A 12,951-nucleotide genomic window follows, 5' to 3' on the forward strand; every position below is an offset into this window, starting at 1 on the left:
GCGAAGATCACCGCGCGGTCCGGCTCGACGAAGCCGAACATCCGCCGGTGCGCCGTGTCGAAATCCCCCTGGACCTGCGCCAATCCCGCTTCCGCGATCGGCAGTTCCGCGTCCGCGCCGTCGTACCGCAGCGACAGGGTCCTCCGAGTTTCGCCTGCCGCCGCGCCCTGGGTCGCCAGGTCGGCGCAGGCCTGCGCCTGGGCAGCGTCCAGCGCAGCACCCGCGCGGCTCAGACCGTTGGCGTCCAGTCGAGCTTCCAGGCCGGCCAGCCGCAGGGCGCTGACCCGCGCCTGGCCCACCCCCCAGGCCGACAGCACGCTGCCATAGCGCGGGCAGATCACCGTCTCGACGCCCAGCGCCTCGGCGGTTTCGCAGGCGACCTGGCCCGCCGCCCCGCCGAACGCCACCAAGGCATGGCCGCGCGGATCGAAGCCGCGCTCGGTGGAGATGCGTCGCACCGCCTGGGCCATCTGTTCCACGGCGACGGCGACGAAACCTTCCGCAGCGGCCTCGGGAGAGGGCGCGCCCATCGCCCGAGCCAGTTCAGCCAGTCTCGCGCGGGACGCTTCCACGTCGAGCGGCCGGTCGCCGGCGGGACCGAACACCGCCGGGAAGCCTGCTGGGTCCAGCCGGCCGAGGACAAGGTTGGCGTCGGTGACCGTGGCCGGCCCGCCGCGTCCGTACGCCGCCGGCCCCGGATCGGCCCCGGCGCTGGCCGGCCCGGCGCGCGCTCGAAAGCCGTCAAAGGTCAGGATCGAACCGCCGCCGGCGGCCACCGTCTCGATGTCCAGCATCGGGCTGCGCATCCGCACGCCGGCCACGCGGGCGAGGTCGCGCCGCTCCAGCCGCCCGGCGAAGCGGCAGACGTCGGTGGAGGTGCCGCCCATGTCGAAGCCCAACACGGCCTCAGCGCCGGCTGCGCGCGCGGCGCCGGCCACACCCACCACGCCGCCCGCAGGCCCTGAGACCACTGCATCACGACCGCGAAAGACGTCCGCGCTCGCCAGGCCGCCGGCCGAGGTCATGAAGTAGAGCGGCGCTCCGGCGACCGCCTGGCTCACCTGGCGCACATACGCCTGCACCACCGGCGTCAGATAGGCGTCGGCGACCGCCGTCTCGGCGCGCGGGATGAACCGCGGCAGGGGCGACACCTGGGCGCTCAGGGCGACGAACGCGAAACCGGCGTCTTGGGCCAGCGCGCCGGCCGCGAGCTCGTGCGCCGGGTTCAGGTCGGAATGCAGGAATGCGATGGCGACGGAGGTGAATCCGTCCGCCACGGCCTGCGCCAGCCGTGGCGCCAGGTCGGATTCATCGAGCGCCGTCACCACCGACCCGTCCGCGGCAAGGCGTTCGACCACCTCGACCACGCCCGCGTACAGCGGGGCGGGCCTGCGGATCTCCAACGCGAACAGGTCGGGCCGGGTCTGGTCGCCGATCTCCAGGGCGTCGGCGAACCCATGGGTGGTGACCAGCAGAGTCTTCGCCCCGCGCCGCTCCAGCAAAGCGTTGGTGGCCACCGTCGTACCCATTCGAATCGAATGGACCTGGTCGGCGGGGAAGGGCGCGTCGGGTGCGAGATCCAGCAACCGCCGCATCGCCTCGACCGCCGCGTCGTCGTACGCCGGTGACGCCGACAACAGCTTCAGCGAACGCTCGGTCCCTGCCGGATTGCGGCCGATCACGTCGGTGAACGTGCCGCCCCGATCGATCCAGAAGCGCCAGAGCCTGTCCAAACCTTAACCTTCCACACAAGCGTGACGCATTGTCATTTTCGTCCCGCCGCCGTAAGCATCGGATACTCCCATGAGCTTCTGGCGCAACATCGCAGGGCTGGCGGCGGGCCGCGTCGACGAGGCGGACTGCACGGAATGCCCCGCCGGCCTGCCCGGCGAAGACCCGGCGTTCTCGACGGCGGTGACGGCGCTCGGCGCGAAACTGGCCAAGGCCGACGGTCGCCCTGACGCCGAGGAGTACGCCGCTTTCTCCGACGTGTTCCAGGCTGACGCGGGCTCCGAGCGCAACGTTCGCCGCCTCTACGATTTCGCCCGCCAGACCACCCGCGGCTACGAGAGCTACGCGCGGCGCCTCGCCAAGCGCTATCGGGGCTGCCCGCAGTTGCTGGAAGACGTGATGGACGGCCTGTTCCACATCGCCGGCGCGGACGGTGCGGTCACCCACGACGAGCTGACCTATCTGGAAAGCGTTGGTGAGCTGTTTGGCTTCTCGCCGCTGACTTTCCGCAGGCTGAAGGCGACGCACCTGGGCTCGCCAGCCGATGACCCCTATGGGGTTCTGGGCGCGCCGCATGACGCGAGCGACGCGCACTTGCGCACCGTCTGGAAGGCGGCGCTCTCCCAGGCCCACCCTGATCGGGCCCGCGCACGCGGGCTGCCTAGCGAGTTCGTCGAGGTCGCCGAGGCCAAGGCCGCGGCGATCAATGCGGCCTTCGATGAGATCATGCGCGAACGTCGCGAAATCCTGCTCAAAGGGGCCGCATGACCCCAATCGCCACGTTTTTGACGTTTCTGTACGCTTGACGTTAGGACTCTATAAACCGACATGGACTTGCGGGGCCCTTGGTCGCCGGCTGCGAGGAACGAGATGGTGAGGGAATTCGCCGCGAGACAGGGTTCTGCCTTGCGCAGCCTGGCCCTGGTGGTCGGGGCCCTGGCGACAGCCGCCGCGGTGGCGCTAGGCGCCGTGCTGGCGGTGTTCTTCGCCGCGACGATCGTGGTCATCGCGTTGATGTCGAGCGCGCTCCTGGCGCTGGCGGGCCTGGCCATGCGCGCGCGCCGCAGCGCCCGCGTCCGCGCCACCCGCGACGGCCTCATGGAGGCGCGCCACATCGGCGGTCACCACTGGGTCGCGTACGGCTGGAACGAACGCGCCTAGCAATTCGCGCAAGCGGCCACTATCCACCTTCCCATCGAAGCTTTGGTAACGGCGCCGGCTGAGCGCGCCAGCTTGGGAGGATGTGGAATGATCGGGGTCATCGCGAAGCTGAAGGCGGCGGACGGCAAGGACGCCGCGCTTGAACAGGCGTTCGGCGAGCTCGCCGCCAAGGTGCGGGCGGGCGAACCCGGTTGCCTGATGTACCAACTGACCAAGAGCCGAACCGAACCGGGCGTCTACAAGGTGCTCGAACTGTACAAGGACGAGGACGCACTGAACGCGCACCGCGCCTCCGAGCATTTCAAGGCCGCCGGCCCGAGCCTGGGCGCCGTTATGGCCGGCCGCCCCGAGGTTGAATACCTGGACGGCGTCTAACGCTTAGCGCCGTTCCAGCACCCGGTGGGTGAAGGCGTAGTCATCGTCTTCGCCGGCCGGGTAATGCTGGCTGCGCACGGTCACCCAGTCGCTCTCGTCGATGGGCGAGAGCACGACATCGCCCTCGATGTCGGCGTCGATCTCGGTCAGGTAGATCCGCCGCGCCCTGGGAAGGGCCAGCTCGAACAGCGCCGCCCCGCCGATCACGCAGACTTCGTCGCGGCCGTCGTCCTCGGCCTGCTCGCGGCCGATCTGCACGGCCTCGCCGAATTCCTCGCAGACCACGGCGTTCTTCGGTTCGAAACTACCGTCGCGCGACAGCACGATGTTGGTGCGTCCGACCAGCGGCCGCTTGGGCAGGCTCTCCCAGGTCTTGCGACCCATGATCACCGGCTTGCCCATGGTGGTGGCGCGGAAGATCGCCATGTCGGATTTCAACCGCCAGGGCAGGGTTCCGTCGCGCCCGATCACGCCGTTGCGCGCGCGCGCGATGGGGCCGGCGGTGAGGATGGCGGAGGTCATGCGCCTTCTTAGACGCTGGCGGCGGCGCGCGCCACGCGAGGCTCAGACGGCGATCGGCGCCGCGATCTTGGGATGTGGCTTGTAACCCTTGAAGGCGATGTCAGCCTCCTCGAAGCCGAACAGGTCGGTCCTGTCGGCCAGCTCCAACCTGGGCAGCGGGCGCGGCTCGCGGGTCAGCTGCTCGCGGGCCTGGTCCAGATGGTTCAGGTACAGGTGCGCATCGCCTAGAGTGTGGACGAACTCGCCTGGCTGCAGGCCGACCACCTTGGCGACCATGGCGGTCAGCAGGGCGTAGCTGGCGATGTTGAAAGGCACGCCCAAGAACACGTCCGCCGAGCGCTGGTAGAGCTGGCAAGAGAGGCGTCCTTCCGCCACATGGAACTGGAACAGGCAGTGGCAGGGCGGCAAGGCCATGTCGTCGACATCAGCAGGGTTCCAGGCGGTGACGATATGGCGGCGGCTTTCGGGGCTGGCGCGCAGGCCGTCTACCAGCTTAGCGATCTGGTCGATCACCCGGCCGTCAGGCGTGGCCCACGAACGCCACTGCTTGCCGTAGACCGGCCCCAGTTCGCCGTCTGCGTCGGCCCATTCGTCCCAGATGCCGACGCCGCGTTCCTGCAGCCAGCGCACGTTGGTGTCGCCGCGCAAGAACCACAGCAGTTCGACGACGATCGATTTGCGATGCAGCTGCTTGGTGGTCAGCAGCGGGAAGCCTCGGGCCAGGTCGAAGCGCATCTGCCGGCCGAAAACGCCCAGCGTGCCCACGCCCGTGCGATCGCCGCGCTGGACGCCGTTGGCCAGGATGTCGGCCACCAGGTCGAGGTACTGCCGCTCCGGGTGGTCGGCGGCGGCCAGAGCGTCAGACGTTGTGATAACGGCGGGTGCGTTCATGTCGGGAGACTCAGGCGCAAATCCGATTGCAAAGTAAGCCTATTACAGACAACGCCCATGCGACGCGTCGGCTTCTCCACAGTTTTCCGGGTGGTCATCCCGCGAACCCGCCGTCATCGAGGTAAGCCTGCTCCTCGACCGTCATCACCCGGCCCAGCGCTGGATTGCGATGCGGGAACCGGCCGAAACGGGCGATGATCTCGTGGTGCAGCTTCGCGTAGCGCAGCATCTCGTCGTCGCCCAGGGCGACGAACAGCGCGAGGCTGAACTCCTGGTCCGCGGCGTCCTCGGAATGCTCGAACGGCAGGTAGAAGAAGCCGCGCAACTCGGCTTCGACCTGCGCGTCCAGCCCCGCCTCGACCGCGCGCCTGGCGATGGTGCGCGCCTTGGGGTCGGTGGCGAAGGCGTGGGCGGAGTTGCGGTAGAGGTTGCGAGGGAATTGGTCGAGCAAGATGATCAGCGCCAGCGCGCCCTCGGCCTCGCTCGCCCAGGCGTCGTACTCGCCCCGCGCGGCGCGGTGGTGGACGGGCTCGAACTTCAGCCGGATGACGTCATCGAACGCCCGCTCGGCCTTGAACCAGCGCTTCGGGCCGGCATGGCGCCAGAACCCGGTCACATCCTGGGCGATCGCCGCCACCGTTATTCCGCGCGGCAGGCCGGGCAGAGGCCGCGGGCTTCGAGGGTGACGGCGCGCACCGCATAGCCGGCGCGCTCGGCCTCGGCGAGCTGGGCGGCGAAGTCGGGCTCGAACTCCTGGGCGGCGCCGCAGCAGTCGCAGATCAGGAACGCCGCGCGATGCTCGGCCGCCTCGGCGCGGCAGGCCACATAGGCGTTCAGGCTCTCGATGCGGTGGGCGAACCCCAACCGTTCGAGGAACTCCAGCGCGCGGTAGACGGTGGGCGGCTTGGCGGGCTCGCCTGCCGGGCCGTAGGCGGCGATCAGGTCGTAGGCCTTGCGCGGGCCGTCCGCCTCGAGCAGCAGCTCAAGCACCCGGCGGCGCGGCGCGGTCAGGCGCTCGTCGTCGGCTTCACAGCGCACCTCGGCCGCGGCCAGCGCATGGTGCAGCGCCGGCGCGTCGAGCCCGGGATGGGCGTGGTCGTCGTGATGGCACAGGTCCGCCATGGAGGCTCCAGCTAACCCGCGTCGCGCCGTTCGGGCAATGGCGAGGGCGTGGTCAGGCCGCATAGATAGGGACGCCCCGGCGTCCGCGCCCCTTAACGAACGGCCCGCACGCCCTATCTATGCGGCCGACGAGCGTCGGTGTGCCCGGCGCCAAGGAGCAGCATCATGATTGAACGCAGGCCGTTCTCGGATCTCGGTGGCGCGGACCACGGCTGGCTGAAGGCCAAGCACCACTTCTCGTTCGCCGGCTATCACGATCCCCGGCGCATGGGCTGGGGCCCCCTGCGGGTGTGGAACGACGACGAGATCGCCGCCAATTCCGGCTTTCCGCCGCACCCGCACGCCGACATGGAGATCATCACCTACGTCCGCGAGGGCGCGATCACCCATGAAGACTCTCTGGGCAACAAGGGCCGCACTGAAGCCGGCGACGTGCAGGTGATGAGCGCGGGAACCGGCGTGCGCCATGCCGAGTACAACGTCGAGCCGGACGCCACCAAGATCTTCCAGATCTGGATCATGCCGGACGCGGCAGGCGGTGCGCCGGCCTGGGGCGCGCGGCCGTTCCCGAAGGGCGCGCGCGCAGGGCGCTTCGTCACCCTCGCCAGCGGCATCGCCGGCGATGACGAGGCTCTGCCGATCCGTGCGGCGGCGCGGATCTCTGGCGCCACCATCAAGGCGGGAGAAAGCGTCGACTATGCGCTCGGCGCGGGACGTCGCGGTTATCTGGTGCCGGCGGCTGGTTCGGTGGAGGTCAACGGCGTCCGCCTGGACGCCCGTGACGGAGCGGCGATCCACGACGAACCCGTACTGACCGTCACGGCGCTGGAAGACGCCGAGGTCGTGCTGGTCGACACCGCCGACTGATGATCCATCCTCGCTCATCCCGGCGATCGCCAGGATGAGCGAGCGAGGGGATCAGACCTCTTCGGTCTCGGTCGGCGCGCCTTCGCCGCCTTCGAAGGTGGTTCGCGGCGTGCGGCGGCGGCGCGGCTTGCGCGGCGCCTCGGCGTCTGCCTCTGTGGCCGGGACCGCCGGTGCGGGCGGGGCGCGGTTCTGCAGGAACGCGGGCGCGTCGCTTTCGCCGCCATCTGCATCCCGCAGCACCGGCGAGGCGCGCTGTTCGCTGCTGGTCAGGGGCGCGGCTTGTTGAGGCTCGATCACCGCCAGCGGATCGCGGGCTTCGGCGCGCGGACGATCCTCACGCCAGCGATCGCGGCGGCCTTCCGCGCGCGGTCGCTCTTCACGCGGCTTGTCGTCGCGCGGACGTTCCTCTCTGGGCCGTTCATCACGGGGACGGTCGTCGCGGGGCCGCTCGTCCCTCGGACGATCGTCGCGTTGGCGGTCATCGCGCGGACGGTCGTCACGGGCGCGGTCATCCCTGGGACGCTCGTCGCGCTGGCGGTCGTCTCTGGGGCGATCGTCGCGTTGGCGGTCATCGCGCGGACGGTCGTCACGGGCCCGGTCATCCCTAGGACGCTCATCACGCTGGCGATCATCGCGCTGGCGATCATCGCGGCTCTGCCAGCCGTTGCGGTCGTCGCCGCCGTCGTTGTTGTTGGCTTCCTGATCGCCGTTGTCGCCGTCGCCGCCGTTCTCGTCTTCGAAGTCGATGTCGAAGGCGCCTGAACCGAACTGGTCGCGGCCAAGGAACTCGCTGGCCGGACGTTGCGGGTGGATGGCGCGCAGCAGCCGGAAGTAATGTTCGGCGTGCTGCAGGTAGTTCTCGGCCAGCACGCGGTCGCCGGCCGAATGGGCGTCGCGCGCCAGTTGCTGGTACTTTTCGAAGACGTGCTGGGCGTTGCCGCGGACCTTCACGTTCTCGGGCCCGTTGGAGTCGAACGCGCGGTTAGCGTTCTGCTGCGGCTTGCCGCCACCACCGCCGCCGCCGCCCCCGCCACCGCCGCGGTTACGCCCGCGCTGGCGCTTCATGCCCTTGAAATCTCTCATGCGATTTTGACCGTCCGGCCTCTTTCCCGGCCCGCCCGCTTGGGCGGCCTGTGCCTGATTTGACGTCTGCGTCGGGCCTGGCCCGGACTACGTATCGAAGGCGTTAAGTTTCCCCGTCGTCCGCCCGGAAACCTGTTGCGGCGCGCCGGCCAAGCTGGCGAGGCGCCGGCCGGAGCGGCTGTGCGTCGCGAGACGCCCGAACCTGATGCACCAGCGATTTGGGTGGAGACAGATTCCTGATGTAACGACTCAGTCGCGGCTTTCCAAGGGCTTTTTCGCGCCGGTCACCACCCGGTCGCGCAGCCCCAGGTCGGGCCGGGTGGCCACATCAGCCGCGCCGGCGGCGCGGAACAGCGCCTCCACCGCCACGCGCTGGTCGTAGCCGATCTCCACGGCGAAACGGCCGCCAGGCTTCAGCACCCGCAGGATCTCCGGGGCCAGCAGGCGATAGGCGTCCAGTCCGTCGGGCCCGCCGTCGAGCGCCAGCCTCGGCTCGTATCGCTTCACCTCGGGCTCCAAGGTCTCGATCTCGGCGGTGGCGATGTAGGGCGGGTTGCAGACCACCAGGTCGAACCCGTCGCTGGCCAACCCCTGTGTCCAATCGCCGCGCAGCAGCGCGCAGCGCGAGGCGAGGCCGAGGTGGGCGGCGTTATCGCGGGCCACCGCCAGGGCCTCCTCGGACACATCGACGCCCAGGCCGCGGGCGGCGGGGCGTTCCGACAGCACCGCCAGCAGGATCGCGCCGGACCCTACGCCCAGGTCCAGCACTGAGATCCGCGCCGCCGCGTCGGGGAAGGCCTCCATCACCGCATCGACCACGCTCTCGGTGTCCGGGCGCGGGGTCAGGACCTGGTCGTTGACGTTGAGCATGATCTTCCAGAAGCCCTTGCGGCCGAGGATCTGGCTGACCGGCTCGCGATGCTCGCGGCGGGTCAGATAGTCCTCCAGCCGCGCCTCCTGCTCGTCCGTCAGTTCGCGGTACGGGTCGGTGACGATGTCGGTGCGCGTGGCGTCGGCCGCCGCCTCGACGAGCAGCCGCGCATCGATCACAGGACCGGCAAGGCCGGCGGTCTCAAGGCGCTTCTTGGCGCCGCTCCAGGCCTGGATCAGGTTCATGCGGCGCTTCCGGACAAGGGCGGGGTGTGCGAGGCGCTTGGCCACGGCATGGCGCCGTGTAGCGCCAACCAGCGGGCCGCGACAAGCGGAACGGCTTAGAGGATTGTGGGTTCAGGCCCCATGGTTCGCGGGCGCCGGCGCGTGAGGGGGATAGGTTGGCCGCATCGCCGAAGTCCGCACCGCAGGGCAGCCCCGGGCGACGCATGGCGTCGCTGTTGATTGGCGCCGCGCCCTGGCTGCTGCTGGCGGCCGGCGCAGCTTTCTGGCGACGTGCGCCCAAACCGAAGCCGGGCCTCAGCAAACAGGTCGAGGCAAAGATCCCCGAGACCTACGAGCGCCTGGAGCCGGGCCGCGGCCGCCTCGCCAACGCGCCGCACCGCATCCCGATGCGCGGCTGGCGCGACGTCATGTGGCGCACTTACCGCGAGGTGTCGCAGGACCGGCTGACCGTGGTGGCAGGCAGCGTCACCTTCTACAGCCTGCTGGCGATCTTCCCGGCGGTCGGCGTGTTCGTCGCCCTCTACGGCCTGTTCGCGGATGTCGGCCAAGTGGAAAGCGAACTCACCCAGATCGGCCAGTTCGTGCCGACCGAGGCGCTGGCGATTCTCGGCGATCAGATGCGCCTGTTGGCGACACGCAAGCATACCGACCTCAGCGTCGCCTTCCTGATCAGCCTGCTGCTGTCGGTGTGGAGCGCCAACGCCGGGATGAAGGCGCTCTTCAACGGCCTGAACATCGCCTACGACGAGGAGGAGAAGCGCAATTACTTCAAGCTGAACGGCCTCACCTACGCGTTCACCTTGGGGGCGCTGGTGTTCGTGACCGTGGTGGTGTCGCTGCTGGTCGCCGCGCCGCTATACATGCGGACCTGGGGATTCAGTCGGTTCGAAGTCCTGTGGGTGCCGTTGCGCTGGCTTGCGCTGCTGGTGTTCACCGCCGGGGCCTTCGCCTTCGTCTACCGCTTCGGGCCATGCCGGGCGCACGCGCGCTGGCGATGGGTCAGCGCCGGCGGGATGTTCGCAGCTCTGATGTGGCTGGGCGGATCGCTAGGCTTTTCCTGGTATGTCAATCACATAGCCCACTTCGACGTCACCTACGGCTCGCTGGGCGCGGTGATCGGTTTCATGATGTGGATCTGGTTCTCGGTGATGGTGGTGCTGATCGGCGCCGAGCTGAACGCCGAGATCGAGCACCAGACGGCGCTGGATTCCACCACTGGACCGGCGCAGCCGCTTGGCGCGCGGGGCGCCGCCATGGCCGACAGCGTCGGCCTAGCCTTCAAGCTGAACGTCAAACAGGACGCCACCCGTATCTGGGGCGACGTGCGCCGGGTGACCGGCAGGATCCGCAAGCCCGCGAAGGCGCTCAGCGGACCTCGGCCGAAGGGCTAGCTGAACTCGTCTTCCAGCGCCGCCAGCCGGGCCGCCTGGTCCTCGGCGATCAGCGGCTTGATCACGTCGTCCAGAGCCTCGCCCTCCAACACCTTGGGCAGGTTGTAGACGGTCAGGTTGATGCGGTGGTCGGTCACCCGGCCCTGCGGAAAGTTATAGGTGCGGATCCGCTCCGATCGGTCGCCCGACCCGACCTGGCTCTTGCGGCTCTCGGCCCGCTCGGTGTCGAGCGCGGTGCGCTTCTGGTCATAGAGGCGCACCTTCAGCTCCTTCATCGCGCGCGCGCGGTTCTGGTGCTGCGACTTCTCCGAGGAGGTGACCACGATGCCGGAAGGCAGGTGGGTGATGCGCACGGCGGAATCGGTCTTGTTGACGTGTTGCCCGCCCGCGCCGGACGAGCGGTAGGTGTCGATGCGCAGCTCGGAATCGTTGATCTCGATCTCCACATCCTCGGGCTCCGGCAGGACGGCCACGGTCGCCGCCGAGGTGTGGATGCGCCCGCCGGCTTCGGTCTCGGGCACGCGCTGCACCCGATGGACGCCGCTTTCGAATTTCAGCCGGCCGAACACGCCGTCACCGGTGACCGAGGCGATGATCTCCTTGAAGCCGCCCATGTCACCCTCTGACAGGCTGTCGACTTCGACGCGCCACCCCTGCAGCGACGCATAGCGCTGGTACATCCGGAACAGGTCGCCGGCGAACAGCGCCGCCTCGTCACCGCCGGTGCCGGCCCGCACCTCCAGGATCGCCGAGGCGTTCTCGTCGCGGTCCTTGGGCGCCAGCAGCAACGCCACCTGATGTTCGAGGTCCGGCAGCCGGGCGTTCAGGGCCTCCAACTCGTCGCGGGCGAGGCTCGCCATATCGGCGTCGCCGGCGCGGACCATCTCCTCCAGCTCCGGCGCCTCGCCGCGGGCGCGGGCGAGCGCCTGGGCCGCCTCGGCTACCGGGCGCAGCTCCGCGTGCTCCTTGGACAGCCGCACGATCTCGGCGCCGTCGGAGGCGGCGGCCATCCGTGCCTCGATCTGCTGGTAGCGGTCGAGAACCTGTTCTAGGCGGGCCTGGGGCAGTCGCACGGCGTCACGTCGCAGTTGTCGGGGAGGCCTCCTCTAGCCCCTCGCAGGGCCGGCGACAAACGCCGGTCCGACGAACGACTGCCGATCAGGCGCGCACGCCGCTCAGGTCGGCGGAGCCGAAGGCGCCTAGCTGGACCTTGCCGGTCATCGCATCGCCCGTGACGGTGGCGGCGAACTGCAGCTCCATGGGCATCGGCTGGGTGATCTTGGCGTTCCAGGTCAGGTTGTCGCCGTCGATCTTACCGGCGATGTCCTGCTTTCCCATCGGGCCGTCGACGACGCCGGTGAAGCTGTCGCCCGCAGTCGTGATGGTCGCGTCGAGCTGCTGGGCTCCCATGGGCGTGTTGATGGTGATCTTCCAGGCGCCATCTGCCGACATTGCGTATTCTCCGCTAGGGTGCCGGACACTAATCCTGGCCGTCCCGCGGGTGCAAGCGACGCCTATTCGGCGGCCTGCAGGGCCGCGGCGCTTTCCGCATCGATCTGCGCGGCGCGCGCCTCGACGAGTTGGACGATGTGGTCGACCATCGCCGTGTTGTCCAACTTGTGATCGGCTTTGCCGGCCAGATAGACCATGCCCGCGCCCTTGCCGCCGCCGGTGAAGCCCACGTCGGTCAGCAGAGCCTCGCCCGGGCCGTTCACCACGCAGCCCATGATCGACAGGCTCATCGGCGTCGAGACGTGCGCCAGGCGTTCCTCGAGCGCGGTCACCGTGGCGATCACGTCGAAGCCCTGCCGGGCGCACGACGGGCAGGCGATGATGTTCACGCCACGGTGGCGCAGGCCCAGCGACTTCAGGATGTCGAATCCGACCTTGACCTCTTCCACCGGGTCGGCGGCCAGCGACACGCGGATGGTGTCGCCGATGCCGGCCCACAGCAGCGAGCCCAGGCCGATCGAGGACTTCACCGTGCCGGAGCGCGCAGCGCCCGCCTCGGTGACGCCCAGGTGCAGCGGGCAGTCGAGTTGCTCGGACAGCATCTGGTAGGCGGCGACCATCATGAAGGCGTCCGACGCCTTCACGCTGATCTTGTACTCGTGGAAGTCGTGGTCCTGCAGGATCCGCGCATGGCTCATGGCGCTGTCGACCATCGCCTGCGGGCAGGGTTCGCCGTAGCGCTCCAGCAGCTCACGCTCCAGCGAGCCGGCGTTGACCCCGATGCGGATCGAGCAGCCGTGATCGCGGGCCGCCTGGATCACTTCGCGCACCCGATCGGCCGAGCCGATGTTGCCGGGATTGATCCGCAGGCAGGCCGCGCCCGCCTGAGCCGCCTCGATGGCGCGGCGGTAGTGGAAGTGGATGTCGGCGACGATCGGGACCTTGGCCGCCTTGACGATCGTCGAAAGCGCCGCGGTCGAGGCTTCGTCCGGGCAGGACACCCGCACGATGTCGCAGCCGGCCTCTTCGAGTTGGCGCACCTGATCAATGGTCGCCGCAGCGTCCGCCGTCAGGGTGTTGGTCATCGACTGGACGGTGATCGGCGCGTCGCCGCCGACCTCGACCGAGCCGACGCGGATCTTGCGCGTGGGCCGGCGCTGGATCGCCCGCCACGGGCGAAGATGGGTGGCGTCCTTGAGGGTCATGTGCGCCGCAACTTAAGCCGTCAGGGGTCGAAAGC

At 69.4% G+C, this 12,951-nt stretch carries 15 protein-coding genes; 5 read left to right on the forward strand and 10 right to left on the reverse strand.

Annotated features, from left to right (window positions below; all coding sequences use genetic code 11):
* On the reverse strand, window positions 1–1,733 hold a 1,733-nt coding region (locus Q8R27_RS05460), incomplete at its 3' end, for a hydantoinase/oxoprolinase family protein (RefSeq protein ID WP_305698057.1).
* A 70-nt stretch (window positions 1,734–1,803) separates the two neighbouring features.
* On the opposite strand from Q8R27_RS05460, the gene Q8R27_RS05465 reads away from it, so the two are divergent.
* The 3 genes from Q8R27_RS05465 (at window position 1,804) to Q8R27_RS05475 (ending at window position 3,267) form a co-directional block, all read left to right on the forward strand.
* Window positions 1,804–2,499, forward strand: a complete 696-nt coding sequence (locus Q8R27_RS05465) for a TerB family tellurite resistance protein (RefSeq protein WP_305698058.1) — start codon at window positions 1,804–1,806, stop codon at window positions 2,497–2,499.
* Window positions 2,500–2,604: 105 nt separating this feature from the next.
* Complete coding sequence (locus Q8R27_RS05470; RefSeq protein ID WP_305698059.1) at window positions 2,605–2,892, forward strand: hypothetical protein; 288 nt, start codon at window positions 2,605–2,607, stop codon at window positions 2,890–2,892.
* An 87-nt stretch (window positions 2,893–2,979) separates the two neighbouring features.
* Window positions 2,980–3,267, forward strand: coding sequence for a putative quinol monooxygenase (locus Q8R27_RS05475; RefSeq protein ID WP_305597973.1), 288 nt, complete (start codon window positions 2,980–2,982; stop codon window positions 3,265–3,267).
* A gap of 3 nt (window positions 3,268–3,270) precedes the next feature.
* Here Q8R27_RS05475 and Q8R27_RS05480 read toward each other — a convergent pair whose 3' ends face one another.
* The 4 genes from Q8R27_RS05480 to Q8R27_RS05495 form a co-directional block, all read right to left on the reverse strand.
* Window positions 3,271–3,789: a dihydrofolate reductase gene (locus Q8R27_RS05480; protein ID WP_305698060.1), complete on the reverse strand. Its 519-nt coding sequence runs from the start codon at window positions 3,787–3,789 to the stop codon at window positions 3,271–3,273.
* Window positions 3,790–3,831: 42 nt separating this feature from the next.
* Window positions 3,832–4,680 (reverse strand): thymidylate synthase, encoded by an 849-nt coding sequence (locus tag Q8R27_RS05485; RefSeq protein WP_371134652.1) that lies wholly within the window; start codon window positions 4,678–4,680, stop codon window positions 3,832–3,834.
* A gap of 94 nt (window positions 4,681–4,774) precedes the next feature.
* Window positions 4,775–5,317: a DUF924 family protein gene (locus Q8R27_RS05490; protein WP_305698061.1), complete on the reverse strand. Its 543-nt coding sequence runs from the start codon at window positions 5,315–5,317 to the stop codon at window positions 4,775–4,777.
* A 2-nt stretch (window positions 5,318–5,319) separates the two neighbouring features.
* Window positions 5,320–5,802 (reverse strand): Fur family transcriptional regulator, encoded by a 483-nt coding sequence (locus Q8R27_RS05495; protein ID WP_305698062.1) that lies wholly within the window; start codon window positions 5,800–5,802, stop codon window positions 5,320–5,322.
* Window positions 5,803–5,967: 165 nt separating this feature from the next.
* Here Q8R27_RS05495 and Q8R27_RS05500 point away from each other — a divergent pair, with 165 nt between their 5' ends.
* Complete coding sequence (locus Q8R27_RS05500) at window positions 5,968–6,669, forward strand: pirin family protein (protein ID WP_305698063.1); 702 nt, start codon at window positions 5,968–5,970, stop codon at window positions 6,667–6,669.
* 51 nt (window positions 6,670–6,720) lie between these two features.
* On the opposite strand, the gene Q8R27_RS05505 is transcribed toward Q8R27_RS05500, so the two are convergent.
* On the reverse strand, window positions 6,721–7,752 hold the full coding sequence (locus Q8R27_RS05505; RefSeq protein ID WP_305698064.1) for a DUF4167 domain-containing protein: 1,032 nt from the start codon (window positions 7,750–7,752) through the stop codon (window positions 6,721–6,723).
* 249 nt (window positions 7,753–8,001) lie between these two features.
* Entirely contained in the window at window positions 8,002–8,868 is an 867-nt protein-coding gene (gene prmC / locus Q8R27_RS05510) for a peptide chain release factor N(5)-glutamine methyltransferase (protein WP_305698065.1), read from the reverse strand.
* A gap of 155 nt (window positions 8,869–9,023) precedes the next feature.
* Here prmC and Q8R27_RS05515 point away from each other — a divergent pair, with 155 nt between their 5' ends.
* A complete protein-coding gene (locus Q8R27_RS05515; protein WP_305698066.1) occupies window positions 9,024–10,259 on the forward strand; it encodes a YihY/virulence factor BrkB family protein in 1,236 nt (411 codons plus the stop codon).
* Here the strand turns inward: Q8R27_RS05515 and prfA are convergent.
* The 3 genes from prfA to ispG form a co-directional block, all read right to left on the reverse strand.
* A complete protein-coding gene (prfA, locus tag Q8R27_RS05520; RefSeq protein ID WP_305698067.1) occupies window positions 10,256–11,332 on the reverse strand; it encodes a peptide chain release factor 1 in 1,077 nt (358 codons plus the stop codon). The two genes, Q8R27_RS05515 and prfA, sit on opposite strands and share 4 nt — an antisense overlap.
* An 85-nt stretch (window positions 11,333–11,417) precedes the next feature.
* Complete coding sequence (locus Q8R27_RS05525; RefSeq protein ID WP_305597251.1) at window positions 11,418–11,711, reverse strand: hypothetical protein; 294 nt, start codon at window positions 11,709–11,711, stop codon at window positions 11,418–11,420.
* Window positions 11,712–11,773: 62 nt separating this feature from the next.
* Window positions 11,774–12,916, reverse strand: coding sequence for a flavodoxin-dependent (E)-4-hydroxy-3-methylbut-2-enyl-diphosphate synthase (gene ispG, locus Q8R27_RS05530; protein ID WP_305698068.1), 1,143 nt, complete (start codon window positions 12,914–12,916; stop codon window positions 11,774–11,776).
* Window positions 12,917–12,951 lie beyond the last annotated feature (35 nt).

Origin of the sequence: Phenylobacterium sp., assembly GCF_030697305.1 — a bacterium.
GTDB lineage: Bacteria > Pseudomonadota > Alphaproteobacteria > Caulobacterales > Caulobacteraceae > Phenylobacterium.